Below are 19,195 nucleotides of genomic sequence, written 5' to 3'. Positions count from 1 at the left end.
CTACTCCGTCCTGTGGTCGCGGGTGGTGCCGGCGGCGGCCCGGGCGCGGCGGGCGCTGGGCCGGATGCGGGGCGCGGCCCCGGCGGTGGGCGCGTCGAGCAGCGGGACGAGCCGGGCGACGGTCGGCGCGTCGAAGATCCGTTGCAGCGACAGCTCCACGCCCGTGGTGTCGCGCAGCCGCGCGAAAAGCTGCATGGCCAGCAGCGATTCACCGCCGAGGTCGAAGAAGTTGTCGTGCACGCCGATGCCGTCGATGCCCAGGACGTCCTCCCACAGCCGGACGACGTCCTTCTCCCGGTCCGTGCCGGGCGGGGTGTACGGGACGGAGAGCGCGGGCCGCTGGTTGAAGGAACGGCCCGTCGGAGCGGCTGTGGAGGGTTCCGGTGCGCCGGACCGGGCGCGGCGGGCCGCGACGAGCGTGTGGTCGGCGCCGTCCGGCCCGCCGTCCCGGGGGAAGGCGGTGACGTCGGCGAAGCCCTCGGCCGCCAGCAGCCCGGTCCACTGGTCCGCCGTGACGAGCGGCGATCCGACGCGCAGGTCGTCGTCGAAGTACCACCAGCCCTCGTACAGGCCGGTCGTCATCAGCGACCAGCGCTGCTGCCGTGACGCCTCCAGCAGCATCAGGACGCCGTCCGGCACGAGCAGTGCGCCCGCGTTGCGCACGGCCTGCCGCAGGTCGGGGGTGGCGTGCAGGACGTTGAAGGCGAGGGCGATGTCGAATCCGCCGGGCGGGAAGCCCTGCCCGGCCGGGTCCTTGGTGATGTCGAGGACGCCGAACTCCATGCCGGTGAGCCCCTCTTCCCGGGCCCGGCGCTGTCCGTCCAGGACGAAGGACCGGCCGAGGTCGGTGAAGTGGTAGGTGGCGTCCGGGAGTTCGCGCAGCGCGTCCGCCACCTCCCAGGTGAGGTAGCCGCGGCCGGCCCCGATCTCCAGGATCCGCACCGGACGGCCCGCCTCGGCGGCGAGCCGGGCGACGGTCCGGGCGATCAGCCGGCGGAAGTGGGGGATGTCGCTGTAGGCGAGGCGCCGGTCGATCAGGGCGCGCTGGCGGGCGTCGTCGCCGTCGGGCAGCAGCACCTCGGTGCCGGCCGTGGTGCCGTCGAGCACCCGCGGGTAGTGCCGGACGCAGTGCTCCAGGAACGCCAGGTCCTCGGCCTGTTCCGGGTGGCCGGCGAGGATCTCCCGCGCGAGGGCGGCCGGTTGGGCCACCTCGTCGGCGGCCTGGGTGACGTGCAGGCGCCCGCCGTCCTCCCGGAAAATCCCGTCGTCGGTGAGCATGGCCAGCAGGGCGTCGAGGAACCGCCGGTAGGCGGGGACGGTGCGGAACGCCCGGTGGACGTCCTCCCGCTCCAGGACGGTGCCGGGGGCGAGCGACAGCCCGGCGTCGCGGAGCACCGCGCACACGTGGGCGACGGCCAGCCGGTCGAGGTGGGCGGTCAGCTCCACCGGGTCGCGCAGCGGCGGGTGTTCGGTGCGCAGCCGCTGCTCGGCGAGGGTCATCCGGGGCAGTTCCGCCGCCAGGGGGACGGGGAACGCGGCCGGCCGGAGCTCCGGGGCCGCATCGCCCGCGGGCCGGTGGACGTCGATCCAGTGCCGGGCGCGGCGGAACGGATAGCCGGGCAGCGGGACGCGGCGCGGGGACCGCCCGGCGTGCACGGCGGTGACGTCGGCCGGTACGCCGAGGGACCACAGCCGCCCGACCGCGTCCAGCAGCGTCCGGTGGTCGGGCTCCTCCGCCCGCGGGTGACGCATCACGGGGACGACGGGGGTGTCGCCGCCGCGCGCGCGGACCAGCCCGGTGAGGGCGCGGCCGGGGCCCACCTCCAGCAGCACCGGGTCGCCGTCGGCGAGGAGGGTGTCGAGGCCGGCGCCGAAGCGGACCGGCTCGCGGGTGTGCCGCACCCAGGCGGCCGGATCGGTGGCCTGCTCGGGGGTGATCCAGGTGCCGGTGAGGTTGGAGACGTACGGGATCTCCGGTGCCTTGAGCGGCAGTCGGGTGACGGCCTCGGCGTAGGCGTCGAGGACCGGGTCGAGGAGCGCGGAGTGGGCGGCGGCCCCGAAGCGGATGCGGCGGTGCCGTACCCCGTCGCGCGTCAGCCGCTCCTCCGCGGCGGCCAGCGCCTCCTCCGGACCGGCCAGCGCGCAGGCGCCGGGCCCGTTGACGGCGGCCAGCGAAAGGCCGCCGTCCAGGTAGGGGGCGACGGCGTCCTCGCCGAGGGCGACGCCCAGCATCCCGCCGGTGCCGGCGGCGCGGGCGAACAGCTCCTCGCGGCGGACCACCAGCGGCAGCAGGTCCTCGGGGGCGAGGACGCCGGCCACGCAGGCGGCCGTGTACTCGCCGAGGCTGTGCCCGAGCAGCGCGGTGGGGCGGACGCCCCACGACATCAGCAGCGTGGCAAGGGCGTACTCGGTGGCGACGAGGGTCGGGAAGACCCCTTCCGGGGCGCCGGGAGCGGCGGCGGGCGCGGCGTCGCCGTACAGCATGTCCCGCAGGTCGCGGCCGAGCAGCGGGCGCAGCACGTCGGCGCAGCGGTCGATCTCCCGCCGGTAGACGGGCTCCCGCTCGTACAGGCCGCGGCCCATGCCGGGGTGCTGGGAGCCGGCGCCCGGGAACAGGAAGACGACGGGCCGGTCGGTGTCCGCCGGGCCGGTCGCCGGGGGCGCGGCGAGGAGCCGGCGGGCCGCGTCGGCGGTGTCCGCCGCGGTGAGGGCGAGGCGGTGGGGGCGGGCGCGGCGGCCGGCGGCGAGGGTGTGGGCGACGTCGGCGAGCGGCAGCCCGGGGTGGTCCCGGAGGTGCCGGCCGAGGTTCCCGGCGAGGGCCGTCAGGTCCTCGGGGGTGCGGGCGGAGAGTGTCAGCAGCGCGTCCCCGTCGTCCTTGGGCGTGGGCCGGGGCGCGGGCGCCTCCTCCAGGACGACGTGCGCGTTGGTGCCGCCGATGCCCAGCGAGCTGACGCCGGCCCGGCGCGGCCGGCCGTCGCTCTCCCACGCCCGGGTGGCGGTGGGGACGTGGAACGGGCCGTCCTCCAGGCCGAGCAGCGGGTTGGGGGAGCGGAAGTGCAGGGTCGGCGGGATGGTCCGGTGCTCCAGCGCCAGGACGGTCTTGATGAACCCGGCGATCCCGGCCGCCGCGTCGGTGTGCCCGATGTTGCCCTTGACCGAGCCGAGCGCGCAGAAGCCGCGCCGGTCGGTGGAGGCCGCGAACGCCCGGGTGAGCGCGGCCACTTCGATGGGGTCGCCGACCGGGGTGCCGGTGCCGTGCGCCTCCACGTAGCCGATCGAGTCGGCGTCGACCCCGGCCACCGCCTGCGCGGCGACGATGACTTCGGCCTGCCCGGCGGCGCTGGGCGCGGCGAAGCCGACCTTGCGGCCACCGTCGTTGTTGACCGCGCTGCCCTTGACGACGGCGTGGATGTGGTCGCCGTCGGCCAGGGCGTCCGCGAGGCGCTTGAGCACCACGACACCCAGGCCCTCGCCCGCGAGCATGCCGGTCGCGTCGGCGTCGAAGGGCCGGCAGTGCCCGTCGTGCGAGAACGGGCCGTCCTTGACGTAGCGGTAGCCCTGCCGCAGCGCCGGGTTGAGGGAGACGCCGCCGGCGAGGGCCGTGTCGCACTGGTGGGAGAGCAGGTCCTGGCAGGCCAGGTGCACCGCCACCAGCGAGGTGGAGCAGGCGGTCTGCACGGACAGGCTGGGGCCGGTGAGCCCCAGCTCGTACGAGACGCGGGTGGCGAGCGTGCTGTTGACGTTGCCGAGCTGGGCGTGGTGCAGGGTGACGCTGTCCGCGCCGCGCAGCCGGGGGTGGACGTGGTCGAGGAAGTAGCGGCTCTGCACGGCACCGGCGTAGACGCCGACCGCGCCCGTCGTCGTCCCCGGCCCGTAACCGGCGTGCTCCAGGGCGTGGTGGGCGCACTGGAGGAACAACCGCTGTTGAGGGTCGAGGAGTTCGGCCTCCGACGGGGGTAGCCGAAGAACTCGGCGTCGAACTCGTCGATGCCGTCCACCACCGACGCCACCTTGACCAGGTACGGGTCGTCGAGCCGCGCGGGATCGCCGCCCGCCGCGAGGTACGTCGCGTCGTCGAGCGGCGCGACCGCCTCCCGGCCCTCGGTCAGGCCGGCCCAGAACGCGTCCAGGTCCGGGGCGCCCGGGAAGCGCCCCGCCATGCCGACGACCGCGATATCGGTGCCTTCGTCGGGCCCGTCCGCTGCGATGTCGCTGTTCACGGTCCTCACCGCGTCCTTTCCCCGGGCGCCTGCGCCCGCTGTCGCGCCGTCCGGCCGGCGACCGCCGCGCGCCGTGCCGCTGTCTGCCGCCGGCGCTCGGCCTGCGCCCGGATCCGGTCCAGCTCCGTTCCGTTCCCCTCCTCCGCCGGGGTCCCGTGGGACATCCGGGCGGCGAGGGAGGCGACGGTGGGGTGGTCGTAGAGCTCGACGAGGGGGATGTCGTGGCCGAGCCGGCTCCGGTAGAGGGCCTGGGCCCGGACCAGCAGCAGCGAATGCCCGCCCAGGTCGAAGAAGTTGTGCCGGATGCCGATGTCGTCCCGCCCCAGCAGCTCCGCCCAGACGGCCGTGATGTCCCGCTCCAAGGCGTCACGCGGCCGGACGAACGGGGTCGCCGCCTCGTCCGGGGCCGCCGGGGCCAGGGCGAGCAGCGCCCTGCGGTCCGTCTTGCCCGCGCCGGTCAGCGGCAGCGCCGGCAGGACGTGCAGTTCGCCGGGGACCGCGTAGTGCGGCAGCCGGGCGGCGAGCCAGTCGCGCAGCGCGGCGGCGGCGGGCGCCTCCGCCCCGGCTTCCGGGACGCACCAGGCGGCCAGCCGGTCGCCGCCCGGCGCGCCGGTCCGCAGCAGGACCGCGGCCTGCCGGACGTCCGGGTGGGCGGTGAGCGCCGCCTCGACCTCGCCCAGCTCTACGCGGAACCCCCGCACCTTGACCTGGTCGTCGGCCCGGCCCAGGAACTCGATCCCGCCGTCCGGGCGGTACCGGCCCAGGTCGCCGGTGCGGTACAGCCGCCCGCCCGGGGCGTCGGCGAACGGGTCGGGGACGAACGCCTCGGCCGTCCGGCGCGGGTCGTTCAGGTAGCCCCGGGCCAGCGGCATCCCGCCGAGGTACAGCTCGCCGGGCACCCCGACGGGGACCGGGCGCAGCGCCCGGTCGAGCAGGTACAGGCGGGCGTTGGGGTTGGGGCGTCCGATGGTGACCGTCGCGCCGTCCGCCCGCTCGTCGAAGACGTGGCAGCTGACGCCGATGGTGGCCTCGGCCGGCCCGTAGCCGTGGTACATCGTGGCGTCCAGCCGGTCGCGGAACCGCCGGTACAGCGCCGGGGTGAGCGCCTCGCCGCCGCACCACAGGTGGCGGATCGAGCGGGCGGCCCGTGCGATGTCGTCCCGCTCCAACAGGACGTCCAGCATGGAGGCGACGATGTAGAGGAAGGTGACGCCCTCCCGTTCGATCACCTCGGCGAGGTGGACGATGTCGCCGTGCGCGTCCGGGTCGGCCAGGACCAGGCGGGCGCCGTTGACCAGCGGCAGGAAGATCTCGTTGACGGAGATGTCGAAGCCCATCGGGGCCTTGTGCAGCACCCGGTCCTCGGTGGTCATGCCGAGCAGCCGCGACTGCCACACCAGGCGGCTGGAGATGGCCTGGTGACGGATCATCACGCCCTTGGGAGTGCCGGTGGAGCCCGAGGTGTGGATGACGTAGGCCACGTTCTCCATGTCCACCACGGCCGGGGAGGGCCGAGCGTGGACGGGGGCGGACGGGTCGGCGAGGTCGAGCACCGGGACGTCCAGCTGCGGCGGCGCCGGGGTGGTCGCCGCGTCCGTGAGCACCAGGACGGGCCGGGCGGCCCGGGCCACGTCCGCCTGCCGCAGCGCCGGCCAGGAGGGTTCCAGCGGCATGAACGCGGCGCCTGCCTTGAGTACCGCCAGCAGGGCCACCACCAGCGTGGGCGAACGGGTCAGGTGGACGCCCACCACGCGCTCCGGCCCCGCACCCGAAGCGCGCAGCCGCGTGGCCAGTTCAGCGGCCCGCGCGTCGAGTTCGCGATAGGTGAGGGAGGCGTCCCGGGCGACCACCGCGACCAGGTCCGGGGTGCGGGCGGCCTGCTCCTCCACCAGCCGGTGCAGCGGCCGGGTCTCGGCGGGTTCGTCGCGCGTCCGGCTCCACTCGGCCAGCGCCCGGCGCTCCTCCGCCGGTGTCAGCAGCGGCAGTTCGCCCAGCCGCCGGTCCGGGCCGAGCGCCGCGCCCCGGAACAGCTCCACGAGCTGCCCGAGCAGCCGCTCGACGGCGGCCGGCGAGAACAGGTCGGCGCGAGCGGTCAGCCCGAGGACGACGTCCCCGGCGGCCTCCCGGGCCTCCAGGACCAACGGGAAGCGGGCGGTGCCGTTGTGGTGCGGCAGCTCCTCGAACAGCACGCCGGGGGTGGGCACGCGGCTCGGCTCCGCCGTGACGAACGAGAACACCGCGTCGAACAGAGCCGGTTGGCCCACCGCGCCGGCGGGCCGCAGCGCCTCGGTGACGCGGTCGAACGGGACGTCCTGGTGGGCGAAGGCGTCCGCGCAGACGTCCCGGACACGCCCGAGCAGAGTACGGAACGCGGGGTCCCCGGCGAGGTCGGTGCGGAGCACCACGGTGTTGCCGAAGTTCCCGACGACGTCCTCGAACTCGGCCCGGCCGCGGTTGACCACCGGCGATCCGACGGCGATGTCGTGCTCGCCCGTCCAGCGGTGCAGCGCCGTCTGGTACGCGGCCAGCAGCGCGGTGTACAGGGTGACCCCGGACTCCCGGGCCAGCGCGCGCAGCGCCCCGGCGGCGTCGGGGCCAAGGCGGGCGTCGCGCCGTACGCCGTCGGTGCCGGCACTCGCCGTAGCGGGCGCGGCACCGCGGTCCAGGTCGGCGGGGAGCGCGAGGGCCGGCGGGTGGGGCAGCAGCCGCTCGCGCCAGTGGGCGAGTTGGCCGTCCCACGCGCCCTCGGCGAGCCGGCGCGCCTCCCAGCGGGCGTAGTCGGCGTACTGGACGCGGGAAGGGGTGAAGGGCGCGGGCGCGCCGCCGGTGGCCTCGGTGTAGCGGTGGGCGAGTTCGTCCAGCACCCGGCCCCACGACAGGTCGTCGAACGCGATGTGATGCACCGTCAGTGACAGCACGTGGTCGTCGTCGGCGAACCGGAACAGGCGGAAGCGCACGGGACGTTCGGTGCCCAGGTCGAAGGGGCGCCGTCCTTCCTCGTGCACGGCCGCCCGGGCCCGTGCGGCGCGCTCGGCGGCGGGCGCGTCCCCGAGGACGGTGAGCGGCAGCGGGACCGGCGCCGGGGGCAGCACCCGGCGAGAGGGGGAGCCGTCGGGGTCCGCCGGGTAGACGGCCCGCAGGATGTCGTGGGCGCCCGTCAGGGCGGTGAGGGCGGCGCCGAGCGCGGCCGGGTCCAGCGGGCCGGTCAGCCGGACGCCGCCGCACAGGTTGTAGGCGACGCCGTCCGGCTGGAGCCGGCGCAGGAACCACATGCGCCGCTCGGCCGACGACAGGGGCGCGGGGGCCGTACCGTCGCCGTCCGCGCCGACGGCGACCGGGGCGAACGACGGGTCCCGGCCGGTCAGCCCGGCCTCGGCGAGCAGCAGTTCGGCGAGTTCCCGACGTTGTGTCTCGGCGGTGGGGTCGGACTGGTCCTCGGTACGCGTCACTGCGGTCCTCTGTTTCTCGCTCCGGGCCGCGGGACGGCGGGCCGGACCCCGCGGACGGACGCGGGGGAATTTCCGGGGGAATTCCGGGGAAAAGGCGGTCACCGGGGTTCCGGTACCACTCCTGTGGCCTCGGCCGAACGTAACAGCGGGCCCCGCGGACGTCGTCCAACCCCGGTAGCCATTACGGCCTCCAACCGTGGTTTCCCCTCCTCCCGATTCCTCCCGTTCCGCTTGCCGCGGACTCGGCGGGATATGTACGCTCGCGCCTCCCGTAGGTACAAGGCGTGAGGTACGAGTCGTGAAGTACCAGTCGTGAAGTACGAGGCCGACGTACGGGATCAAGGGATACGCACGGCCGCGGCCGTCGGGCGAACCGCCCCGCGGCGCCCGGCCACCGGAGCGCGGGAGAGCGAGCATGACGGACGGGACGACGGCGGACCGACGGTGGACGCGACGGCACCCGGCGCTGCCGGGCGCCCCGCGCCTGGTCTGTTTCCCGCACGCCGGCGGCGGGGCGAGCGCCTACCGGGGGTGGGCCGACCGGCTGGCGCCGGAGGCCGAGGTGCTGGTGGTGCGGTACCCGGGCCGCGAGGACCGGTTCGAGGACCCGCTGGTGCCCGACATGGCGACGCTCGCCGACCGCGTCACCGCGGCGCTGCCGCTGTCGGCGGACCGGCCGCTGACGCTGTTCGGCCACAGCATGGGCGCGGCGGTCGCCTTCGAGGTGGCGCGGCGGATCGAGGCGGCCTGCCCGGGCGGGCTGGCCCGGCTGTGCGTCTCGGGCCGCCCGGCCCCGCACGCGGCACCGGAGTCACAGGTGCACCTGCTGCCCGACGAGGACCTGGTGGAGGACCTGCGCGCGCTCGCCGGAACCTCCGAGGCGATCCTCGACGACGCGGAGTTCCGCGCCCTGTTCCTGCCCGCCGTGCGCAACGACTACCGGCTGATCGAGACGTACCGGCCCGAGCCGGGGGCGCGGATCGGGGCGCCGGTGGCGGCGTTCTGCGGCACCCACGACCCGCACGTCCGGCCGGAGGAGATGCCGCGCTGGCGTGAGGTGACGTCCGGCGGCTTCACCCTGCGGACGTTCCCCGGCGGGCACTTCTACCTCCAGGACCACCTGGACGGGATCGTGGCCGAGGTGGCGGGCCTGCTCGGGCCGGCGGGGGCGGCGTCGCTCACGGGCTGAGCGCCGCCGCCCCCGCCGGCCGGGCCCGGCCGGCCCGTTCAGGCGGACGAGCGCTGCTCGGCCACCCCGCCCGCGACGCCGATCTCGTACGCGAGGATGACCGCGTCCACCCGGTTGCGCAGGGCGAGCTTGCGGCAGATGCGGTTGAAGTGCGACTTCACCGTGGCCTCGGACAGCACCAGGACGTCGGCGATCTGCTGGTTGGTCAGCCCCTGGGCGACCAGCCGGAAGATCTGCAGCTCGCGCGGGGTCAGTAAGGCGAGCTCGCCGGCGGGCCGGAAGGCCGCCGCCGGGTGGTCGCAGCGCAGCGCGGCCAGCACCTGGCCGACGATGTGCTCGCTCATCGCGACACCGCCGCGGGCCACGGACCGCACGCCGGAGACGATCTCCTCCGAGGATTCGCGTTTGTGCAGGAAGCCCCTGACACCCGCCCGCGCGGCCCCCAGGATCCGGCTCTCGGTCAGCCCGGTCGCGGAGGTGAGGAGGACGACGCCGGCGCAGCGGCCGGTGTGGTCCTCGACGAGGCGGCGGGCCACCCCGAGCACGTCGGGGCCGGGGAGGTCGGCGTCCATCAGGACGACGTCGGGCCGGTGGATCCGGGCGAGTTCCAGGAGGTTCTCGCCGTTGCCGGCCTCGCCCTGCACCCGGAACGCCGGGTCGACCTCGAACAGGGCGCGCAGTCCGCGGCGCACCAGCGGCTGTTCGTCGCCCAGCAGCAGTCCGAAGCGCGGGCCGCCGCCTCCCCCTCCCGCGCCCGGTGCGCGGTCACCCGGCCGTGCCGTACACCTGTCCGTCCGTCCGGCCATACCGCGTACGGCACCAACGCCCCCCATTGTCACGTTCCCCCATCAGACGAGTCGTCGCAGGTAAGCCGGCGCGTGCACCGCGCGGAACCGGAAAACCCATTACCGGTGACAGCGTAGGCGAGCTTTTGCGCGTTCCAAGGGGCCGGATCATTGCGGTCGCAGATTGGCGTGAATTCCATTTGCTCTTGGTGGGGGCCTGCTGGTCCGCATGGCCGACTTTTGGCCGGAACGCTGTCTTTGGAAGCTCTTTACGAGATGATAACCATTCCCAATGGCGTCTACATGTAATCGATATTCGGCCACCGGCGGACGGCCCGTTCCCGCCGCCGGCGGCCGACGAACCCCCTTGAGGGGGGCGACCGGGACAGATGTCCGCAAACGGCGTCCACCTGCCCGGATGCCCGCAAGGACGTTCAAGTCAATGGACCGTCCGGCGGCTCGGCGCGCCTTCCGGGGCCGCCCCGCGAAGGCCCCGGAACGGCCGGAATCACGCCCAGTGGAGCGAACGCAGCGCCGCGTGGTCGGGCTCGCCGCCGGGGGTGAGCGGGAAGTCCTCCAGCAGGACGAACCGGCCGGGCCCGGCCGCCTCGTCGGCCAGCCGCTCCCGCACATGGGCGCGCAGCTTCGCCGGGTTCAGGTTCTCCACCCGGCCGTACCACGGCCGGCTCACGGGACGGCGCGGGGGAGCGGGCTCGGTCGGGAAGCGGACCTCCGGCGCGGGCCCGCCGCCGTCCGGCGTCCGTACCAGCGCGACGTCGAACGCGCCGTCCGGCAGCGAACGGGCCCAGCTCAGCCGGACGGTGTAGGGCAGCCCGGACGGGCCCTCCCCCAGCTCCCACAGGTCCTCGGGCTCCACTCCGCCGCGCGCCGCCCCGGCCGCCGCCCGGACCACCTCCCCGGCCGTCGCCGGGCGCCCGGGGCGGGACAGCAGCTCCGCGGCCCACCGGTCGGCGAGGATACGGGCGTTGGGGACGCCCAGCAGGCCCAGCGCCTCCGGCCGCTCCTCAACCAGCCGCCGGCGCAGCTCCGGCACGCCCCCCACGGCGGACCACGGCTCCCAGGCGGGCGCCACCGCCCCGCCGCCCGGGACGGCGTCCAGCCGGATCACCGCGTCGTAGCGGTACCGGTTCATCTCGGTGGCCCGCCGCCCGCGCCGGGGCAGCACCGCCACATGCGCGACCCGCGGCAGCCGGCCGACCAGCCCGGTGAAGTAGGAGGGATCGATGAGCAGTTCGGTGCCGGTGCAGCAGCGCCGCTCGACGAGCACCTGCACCTTCTCGGCGGGCGCCCGCTCCGGGGCCCGGCCGAGCTCCAGGCCGGCGCAGAACGCCCGGTTCACGGCGGGCGAGCGGATGTCGCCGACGAACAGGAACCCGCCCTCGGCGACCGCGTCCACCGCGCCGCGCACCACGCGGTCCAGGTACTCCTCGTCCGGGAAGTACTGCGACACCGAGTTGACGACGAAGCCGTCGACGGACCCCGGCGCCACCGCCGACAGGTCGTCGGCGGGCGCCTGGAACAGCTCCAGGCCCGCGGGCGGCCGGCCGCCGAACGAGGCCCGGATGCGCTCGACCGCGCCCGCCGAGATGTCACTGGCCAGATAGCGGTCGGTGCCCTCGACCAGCCGGTGCAGCAACAGGCCCGTACCGCAGCCCACTTCGAGCAGCCGGCGGGCGCCGAGGCCACGGATCCTGCGCACCGTGCCGTCCACCCAGTCCCGCATGTCGTCCTCGGACAGCTCCGCGCCGGTGTAACTGCTCAGCCAGCCGCGGATGTCGAACGTCGGGTCGTCGGGCTCCGGCTGCGCGTACACGTGGTCGTAGACGCCCTGCCACTCCGCCACGTACTGCCGGCCGAGCTCCGCGCCGTCGGCGGCCACCGCCTCGTTGCGGCGCGGCATCACATAGGCGGTACGGGTCCTGGTGCCGTCGGCGTGCTCGTCGGCCAGCACCGCGGAACGGGCCACGCCGGGGTGGGCGTCGAGGACCCGCTCCAGCGCGCGCAGGCTCTCGTCGGTGACCCCCTCGGGAGCGGCGGAGCTCCGCGCGGTCGGCGTCTCCGGGGCGGGAGCGGACATGTGCTTCTCCATTTCCGGCCGGGCGGGCCCGCTGCGGGTGCCCCGGCGAATACAGGTGGCGGTGGGTTCACGGGCGGTCGGTGAGTTTCCGGTCGGAAGGGCCGGTAAAACGCCGGTCGACAGGACGGGCGCACATGCTAACCGGCGGATTTCCCGCCCGGAAGGAGTTCCGGGAACGTTTACGGGTTCACCGGCAAGTTCGCCGGGAAGTCCGTCCGCACTGCGGACAACACCCTTAATTCCACTCCTGGTTGCACGGGCCAATGCGTACCCAGGTTGGACGACCGGGCCCCGGCGGCGCTGGTAGCGTCCACGCCGACCGATGCCCTGGGTGAGGGGCAGCCTGCCGCGGAATCACGACCGTCGGGGTGAGACTGAATTGTCGGACAACGTCATTGGCGAAACCCCGGCCTGGGGTCCCGCACACATAGAGGAATTGCAGCGGACACTGCTGTCGGAAACATCTCCCTTTCCCTGCACCTTCGCCGTGGCCGGCACGAAGAAGGACACCCTGCGCTACGGATTCGTCGAATCGCTCGACGACGAGGAGAGCTGGGCGCCGCTGGGCGACCTGCTCACCGCGTACCTGGAGCAGTACCGCGAACTCGGCCGCGAGACCTCGCTGATCGTCTTCTTCCGGCCGGACGGGGTGACCCGGACCCTGGAGCAGTACCGCGAGCGGTTCTGGGCGGTCCTGCAGCACCTGCACGACCACGACCGCACGCCCTGGCCGGCGGACGTGCCGCAGGACACCGAGGACCCCTGGTGGGAGTTCGGCTTCGGCGGCACGTCCATCTTCGTGGTCTGCAACACCCCGGCGCACGTGCTGCGCCGCAGCCGGCACAGCCCCGCCTTCTTCATCACCTTCCAGCCGCGCTGGGTCTTCGAGGAGCTGGGCGCCGACACCCCGCCCGGCATGGCCGCGCGGCGGACCATCCGCAAGCGGCTGAGCCGCTACGACGCCGTCGAGGCGGCCCCCGAACTCGGCTCCTACGGCGACCCGGACAACCGCGAGTGGCGGCAGTACTTCCTGGCCGACGAGCCGGAGGAGGGGAAGGACGCCGCGGCGGCCCGCTGCCCGTTCCGGCACGGCGGCGGGGCCGGGATCTCCGTGGGCCGGTCCGCGGGCGCCGGTCAGGCCACCGGCCTCGACAGCACCAGCCGCTTGACACCGAAGATGGTCGGCGACTCGTAATACACCGGCGCCTCGGCGAACCGGGGCTCCGGGCAGCGCTCCAGCAGCGCGGACAGCGCGATCCTGGCCTCCATCCGGCCCAGCGGCGCCCCGATGCAGAAGTGGATGCCGTGCCCGAAGGACAGGTGCGGGTTGGGGCTGCGCGTGACGTCGAACGTCTCCGGGTCCGCGAACTGCCGCTCGTCGTGGTTCGCGGACAGCACCCAGGAGGCGACCATGGTGTCCGCCGGGATGTCCACCCCGCCCAGGGTGGTGTCCCGGGTGGTCAGCCGGTACGCCAGCGGGGCCGGCGGGCTGAAGCGCAGCACCTCCTCCAGGGCGGCGGGCACCCGCTTCGGATCCGCCCGCAGCGCGGCCAGGGCGTCCGGGTTGTCGTTCAGGCAGATCAGGCTGTTGCCCAGGAGCAGGGTGGTGCTGATGTGCCCGGCGAGCAGCAGCATCAGCGTGATGGTGAACACCTCGCTCTCACTGAGCCGTTCACCCTCCACCTCGGCGGCCACCAGCCGGCTGAGCACGTCGTCCGACGGGTTCCGGCGGCGGTGCGCCGCGTGGTCGAGGATGTACGACTCCATCTCCAGCAGCAGGTGGTTCATCGCGTCCGGCACCCGGAGGCGCGCCGAGTCCACCGCGCCGGTGTCGTGGTGCGCGGAGACCAGCGCGTCCGCCCAGCCCCGGAACATGGTGTGGTCGGCGGCCGGCACCCCCAGCAGCTCGGCGATCACCGTCACCGGCAGCGGGTTGAAGAACGCCTCCACCATCTCGACCTCGTCACGGCCCGCCATGGCGTCCAGCAGACCTGCCGTGATCTCCTCGATCTTCCCCTCCAGCGCCAGCACCGCGCGCGGCGTCAGCGCCTGGGAGACCAGCTTGCGCAGCTTGCCGTGGCGCGGCGGGTCGGTCACGCTCAGATGACCCCGGAGGAGGTTGGGCACCGTCCGCTCGCCCTCCGGCGTCCGCACGGTGACCGGATTCGCCGGAACCAGCCGGCCGAAATCCGAGGAAAAGGTTTCCGCGTCCTTCAGCATCCGCTGCGTCTCGGCATATCCGAAAACCTGGTGGGTCCCGGTCGCCTCGTCCCGCAGCACCACATTCTCCCGGCGGTTCGCGGCCAGCCAGCCGCGCAGCGCCCGCCCGCCGTCCGCGGTTCCGGGCGGTGGGCCGGTCACGGTCTCGGTCATGCGTTCCACACCTTTCCTCTGCGATTCCCGCGCGTCCGGATCGGGTTCCCGGCCGGCGCAGCCACCATAACCGCCGACCGCACCCCGGCACACCACCGCAAGGCGTCAACTCCGGGTGGAGACAAGGGCTTCCAACCCTGGTTGGACGACGCCGGTCCGCAATGCTGGTTGAATTCCCGATGCTTGAGGTCGCGCGCGAGCGGTGCGCCGCCCCACCGGCGCCGCCTCGCCGGCGCCGAAGTCCGCGTCCCCGGTAGATGGACCACGAAAGGGAAAACGCATGAGCCCCGTCTCGCGCATCAGGAGCACGCCGGAAGACCCCAATGGAATAGTCCGCCAATACGCGGCGAACGCCCCCTTCCGCAGCGCGACGTCGGAGGAAATGGTCAACCACGACAATCCCTTCCGGCGCCCGGTCCGGCCGCACGACCTCGGATTCCTGGACTACGGCGAACCGCTGCCCGCCGACGAGGCGCTGCGGCTGCGCGGACTGCTCGGCCACCGCATGCTCCGCACGGTCTACGACGCCGACCTCCTCTTCCTGCCCGCGGGCGGCGACGACCACCCCAGCCGGCAGGACGCCGCCGCCTTCCGGAGCGCGGAGAACCGGATCCTCGGCCGCAAGGCCGCCGTGGTCCTGGAGGACCACCTCTTCTCCTGGCTGGACGAGGACCGCCCCGAGCCCGCCGGCACCGGCGTCGACGCCCTCGTCCGGCACGTCCAGGGCGTCCTGGAGGAGCGGCGCACCCACCCCGGCCGCGCCCTGAAGGTCGCCGCGGGCTGCCGCCACCGGCGCGAGGCGGCCCTGTTCTCGCTCGTCCAGCTCACGGCCGTCCACCCCGCCGCGCTCAGCGCGGTCGGCCGCAACCTGCTCGGCGACTACGACACCGCCCACCCCGCCCTGCGCGGGCTGCTCCTCGACGACTACCGCGACCGCGCCGGCCGCGCGCCCCTCTACCGGCGGCTGCTCGCGGCCGCCGACCTCAGCGCCGAGCCGTACGCCTACTGGCAGTTCCTCCTCTCCTCGGCGCTCGGCACCGCCAACCACCTCCACCGGGTCGCCCACGACCACGGGCGGTTCGGCGAGTTCCTCGGCGCCTGGACCCACCACCGCCTCGACGAGGCCGCCACCGCCCCCGCCCGCGCCGACCTCGTCCGCGAGGGCCTCGGCATCGAGCACCCCGCGTACTTCGCCGACGCCCCCCGCCCGTCCGCCGACGACCTGGCCGCGCTCGTCACCGCCCTCGTCGGCCCGCTCGCGGACCGGTACGGCGAGGAGGCCGTCACCGCCTTCCACCGCGGCTTCGAGGACGCCCGCCGGCTCGCCGCCGTCCACGACGAGGACCTCGCCGTCCAGCTCGACTGGGCCGACCGCCTCGACGAGTACCGGGTCAAGGCCGAGAAGCTCGACGCCCTCATCCGCGAGCGGAACATCGAGGTCGACCTGGAGACCTTCGTCGAGTCCCACGAGGAGACCTCCACCACCCACGTCCACGACGACCACCGGCTCGTCGTCGTCGAGGTCGGCCAGATGCACTTCTGGAACAACGTCAACCAGCAGATCCCCATGAACGAGGGCGACAAGCTGCTCATCCCCGCCGAGCGCTTGCACGGCTCGATGGTCCTCTCGGGCACCTGCACCTACCACCAGCCCGTCATCTCCGACGACCTGCTCGCCCAGGTCTGACGGCCCCCGTCCGTCCAGCCCCCGCCCGGCACAGCGCGAAGGACTTCCGGTGACACTTCCGGTGACTGAAACACAAGGCGACGACCGCTACCGCGTCGTCGTCAACGACGAGGAACAGTACGCGCTGTGGCCGGCGGACCGCGACAACGCGCCCGGCTGGCACGACGAAGGCACCACCGGCACCCGGGAGACCTGCCTGCGCCGCGTCGAGGAGGTCTGGACGGACATGCGCCCGGCGTCGCTGCGCCGGCGCATGGACGGCACGGCACCGGACGGGGCGGAGCAGCGGTGACCCGGCCCGACGACACCGCCGCCCCCGGCCCGGACCGCGACCGCATCGCCGTCATCGGCTTCGCCGGCCGCTTCCCCGGCGCGGACACCGCCGAGCGGTTCTGGCGGCTGCTGTGTGAAGGACGCGAGGCGCACACCGAGTTCACCCCGGAGCGGCTGCGGGCGGCGGGCGTCCCCGACGACCTGCTCGCCGACCCCCGGCTCGTCCGCCGCCGGCCCGTCCTCGACGGCGTCGAGCGGTTCGACGCCGCCTTCTTCGGCTACACCCCCCGCGAGGCCGAACTCCTGGACCCGCAGCAGCGGTTGTTCCTGGAGTGCTCCTGGGAGGCCCTGGAGTCGGCGGGCTGGGACACCACCCGCTTCGACGGCGCCGTCGGCGTCTTCGGCGGCGGCGGACCCACCTCGTACTGGCAGCGCCACCTGTCCGCCGACCCCCGCTACCTCCGCGAAGTGGGGGAGTTCCAGGCGCTGCTGGGCAACGAGAAGGACTTCACGGCCCCCCGCGTCTCGTACAAGCTCGACCTGCGCGGCCCGAGCGTCAGCGTGCTCAGCGGCTGCTCCTCCTCCCTCGTCGCCGTCCACCTCGCCGTGCAGAGCCTGCTCGACGGCGAGTCCGACATGGCCCTGGCCGGCGGCGCCACCGTCTACTTCCCGCAGCACGCCGGCTATGTGCACACCCCCGGCGGGGTCAACTCGCCGGACGGGCACTGCCGCGCGTTCGCCGCGGACGCCGCCGGCACCGTGCCCGGCGACGGCGCCGGCGTCGTCCTCCTCAAGCGGCTGGAGGACGCGCTCGCCGACGGCGACCGGGTGCACGGCGTCCTGCTGGGCACGGCCGTCAACAACGACGGCGCCCTCAAGGCCGGCTTCACCGCGCCCAGCGTGCGCGGCCAGGCCGACGTCATCGTCGAGGCCCTGGCCGTCGCCGGCGCCGAGCCCGAGACCGTCTCCTACGTGGAGACCCACGGCACCGGCACCCCGCTCGGCGACGGCATCGAGGTCGCGGCCCTCACCGAGGCGTTCGGCTCCGAGAAGCGCGGCTACTGCACCCTCGGCACCCTCAAGCCCAACATCGGCCACACCGACACCGCCGCGGGTGTCCTCGGGCTGATCAAGGTGCTCCTCGCGTTCCGCCACGAGGAGATCCCGCCCGCCCTGCACAGCGACACCCCCCACCCCGACATCGACTTCCCCTCCACCCCCTTCCGTGTCAGCCCCCGCGCGACACCCTGGCCCCGGACCGGCGAACCGCGTCGGGCCGGCGTCAGCTCCTTCAGCGTCGGCGGCACCAACGCCCACGTCATCCTGGAGGAACCGCCCCCGGCGCCCGAACCGGCCGGCACCCCCGACGGCCCCGAACTCCTCGTCCTCTCCGCCCGGACGCCCACCGCCCTCCAGCGCTCCGCCGAGGCCCTGGCCGAAGCGCTGCGCGCCGACGACGCGCCCGCCCTCGCCGACGCCGCCCACACCCTGCGCGTAGGCCGCCGGGCCTTCCCCCACCGCATGGCCGTCGTCGCCCGCGACCGGAACGAAGCGGCGGCGGCCCTCGACGGCACCGGCATCACCCCCGTCACCGTCGGCCACGCCGACCCGTCCGCCGCCCCCGCCCTCGCCTTCCTCTTCCCCGGGCAGGGCAGCCAGCGCGTCGGCATGGGCCGCGGCCTCCACGCGACCGAACCCGCGTACCGGGCCGTCGTCGACGAGTGCGCCGACCTCCTCACCCCGCTGCTCGGCGAGGACGTGCGTACCACTCTCCTCGCCGAAGAGGGGGACGATGCCGCCGAACGCCTGACCAGGACCCGGCTCGCCCAGCCCGCCCTCTTCGTCACCCAATACGCGCTCGCCCGGCTGCTGGAGTCGTGGGGCGTGCGCCCGGCGGCCATGCTGGGCCACAGCATCGGCGAGTTCACCGCCGCCTGCCTCGCCGGGGTGATGGCCCTGCCCGACGCGCTCCGCGTGGTGGCCCGCCGCGGCGAACTCGTCGACCGGTGCGCCCCCGGCGCGATGGCCGCCGTGCCGCTCCCCGCCGACAGGGTCCGGGAACTCATCGCCGGGCAGCACGAATTGGCCGTCGCCGTGGTCAACGCGGCCGACCAGACCGTGGTCTCCGGCCCCGCGGACGCCGTCGAGGCGCTCGTCGCACGGCTCACCGCCGACGGGACCGACGCCCGGACGCTGCACACCTCGCACGCCTTCCACTCCCCGGCGATGGACCCGGCCGTCGCCGAGTTCACCGCCACCGTCGCGGGCGTCCGGCTCAACCCGCCCGCCACCCCCTTCCTCTCCTGCGTCACCGGCACCTGGATCACCGCCGAGCAGGCCACCGACCCCGCGTACTGGGGCCGCCAGCTGCGCGAGCCCGTCCGGTTCGCCGACGCCCTGCGGACCCTGCGCCAGGAGCCCGGCCGGCTGCTGCTGGAAGTGGGCGCCGGCAACACCCTGCGCACCCTCGCCTCCCGCGACGCCGCCCCCGGGCAGCCCCCCGTGATCCCCACCCTCGGCACGCGCCACGACGCCCCGGACGCCACGCCCGCCCTGGAGGCCCTCGGCCGGCTGTGGGCACGCGGCGTACCCCTCGACGCGACCGCCCTGACGCCCGCCGGGAGCCGCCGCCGGGTGCCCCTCCCCACGTACCCCTTCGAACGGCAGCGCTTCTTCGTCGACCTCCCGGCGACTCCGGCGGCCGTACCGGCGGCCCCCGCGCCGGAGCGGCCGGTGAAGGACGCCGCCGAGCCCCCGCCGGCCGAGGAGGCGCCCGCCCTCACCGGGTACGCCCGCCCCGACCTGCCCACCCCCTACACCGCCCCCCGCACCCCGCTGGAGGAGACGGTCGCCGGCGTCTGGCAGGAGGTCATGGGCGTCACCCCGGTCGGCGCGCACGACAACTTCTTCGACCTGGGCGGGCATTCCCTGATGGCAGCCCAGGTCGTGGCCCGGCTCCAGGCCGTCCTGCCGGTCACCCTCACGGTGACCGACCTGCTCGCGGAGACCCAGACGGTGGCCGGCACGGCCGCGACCGTCGAACGGCGGCTGCACGAGAAGCTCGCCGCCATGTCGGACGACGACGCCGCCCGGCTCCTGTCGGAATAGCGGACATCGCGGT

The 19,195-nt window shown here is 74.7% G+C and carries 10 protein-coding genes and 1 pseudogene; 5 read left to right on the top strand and 6 right to left on the bottom strand.

Translation table 11 applies throughout. The annotated features are described in order from the left end of the window. The 3 genes and pseudogenes from ACQEVS_RS03345 to ACQEVS_RS03335 all read right to left on the bottom strand — a co-directional run bounded on the left by ACQEVS_RS03345 (window position 1) and on the right by ACQEVS_RS03335 (window position 7,669). The gene (locus ACQEVS_RS03345; protein WP_433027216.1) at window positions 1–3,483 is read right to left on the bottom strand and encodes a type I polyketide synthase; all 3,483 of its coding nucleotides are present in this window, start codon (window positions 3,481–3,483) and stop codon (window positions 1–3) included. Window positions 3,484–3,489: 6 nt separating this feature from the next. Next, window positions 3,490–4,160 (bottom strand): annotated as a pseudogene (locus tag ACQEVS_RS03340) (polyketide synthase); the annotation flags it as partial. 65 nt (window positions 4,161–4,225) lie between these two features. After that, entirely contained in the window at window positions 4,226–7,669 is a 3,444-nt protein-coding gene (locus tag ACQEVS_RS03335) for a non-ribosomal peptide synthetase (RefSeq protein WP_433014949.1), read from the bottom strand. A 415-nt stretch (window positions 7,670–8,084) separates the two neighbouring features. Between ACQEVS_RS03335 and ACQEVS_RS03330 the strand changes: the two genes are divergently transcribed. Beyond that, window positions 8,085–8,858, top strand: a complete 774-nt coding sequence (locus tag ACQEVS_RS03330; RefSeq protein WP_433014946.1) for a thioesterase II family protein — start codon at window positions 8,085–8,087, stop codon at window positions 8,856–8,858. A gap of 38 nt (window positions 8,859–8,896) precedes the next feature. Here the strand turns inward: ACQEVS_RS03330 and ACQEVS_RS03325 are convergent, their stop codons facing one another. Beyond that, on the bottom strand, window positions 8,897–9,664 hold the full coding sequence (locus tag ACQEVS_RS03325; protein WP_433014943.1) for a LuxR C-terminal-related transcriptional regulator: 768 nt from the start codon (window positions 9,662–9,664) through the stop codon (window positions 8,897–8,899). 487 nt (window positions 9,665–10,151) lie between these two features. Continuing rightward, window positions 10,152–11,741, bottom strand: a complete 1,590-nt coding sequence (locus ACQEVS_RS03320) for a methyltransferase (protein WP_433014940.1) — start codon at window positions 11,739–11,741, stop codon at window positions 10,152–10,154. 322 nt (window positions 11,742–12,063) lie between these two features. Between ACQEVS_RS03320 and ACQEVS_RS03315 the strand changes: the two genes are divergently transcribed. Then, complete coding sequence (locus ACQEVS_RS03315) at window positions 12,064–12,936, top strand: YqcI/YcgG family protein (RefSeq protein ID WP_433014937.1); 873 nt, start codon at window positions 12,064–12,066, stop codon at window positions 12,934–12,936. Here the strand turns inward: ACQEVS_RS03315 and ACQEVS_RS03310 are convergent. Further along, entirely contained in the window at window positions 12,876–14,114 is a 1,239-nt protein-coding gene (locus ACQEVS_RS03310; RefSeq protein WP_433014934.1) for a cytochrome P450, read from the bottom strand. The genes ACQEVS_RS03315 and ACQEVS_RS03310 overlap by 61 nt on opposite strands. Window positions 14,115–14,394: 280 nt before the next feature. Here ACQEVS_RS03310 and ACQEVS_RS03305 point away from each other — a divergent pair, with 280 nt between their 5' ends. The 3 genes from ACQEVS_RS03305 to ACQEVS_RS03295 all read left to right on the top strand — a co-directional run bounded on the left by ACQEVS_RS03305 (window position 14,395) and on the right by ACQEVS_RS03295 (window position 19,182). Continuing rightward, entirely contained in the window at window positions 14,395–15,801 is a 1,407-nt protein-coding gene (locus tag ACQEVS_RS03305) for a hypothetical protein (RefSeq protein WP_433014931.1), read from the top strand. A 61-nt stretch (window positions 15,802–15,862) separates the two neighbouring features. Further along, window positions 15,863–16,093: an MbtH family protein gene (locus tag ACQEVS_RS03300; protein ID WP_433014928.1), complete on the top strand. Its 231-nt coding sequence runs from the start codon at window positions 15,863–15,865 to the stop codon at window positions 16,091–16,093. After that, on the top strand, window positions 16,090–19,182 hold the full coding sequence (locus ACQEVS_RS03295; RefSeq protein ID WP_433014924.1) for a type I polyketide synthase: 3,093 nt from the start codon (window positions 16,090–16,092) through the stop codon (window positions 19,180–19,182). The genes ACQEVS_RS03300 and ACQEVS_RS03295 overlap by 4 nt, the downstream gene beginning before the upstream one ends. Window positions 19,183–19,195 lie beyond the last annotated feature (13 nt).

This window comes from Streptomyces sp. CA-181903 (assembly GCF_050937075.1).
Lineage (GTDB): Bacteria > Actinomycetota > Actinomycetes > Streptomycetales > Streptomycetaceae > Streptomyces.
Note: the sequence above shows the minus strand (reverse complement) of the source record. Positions and strands in the feature narration are given on the sequence as shown.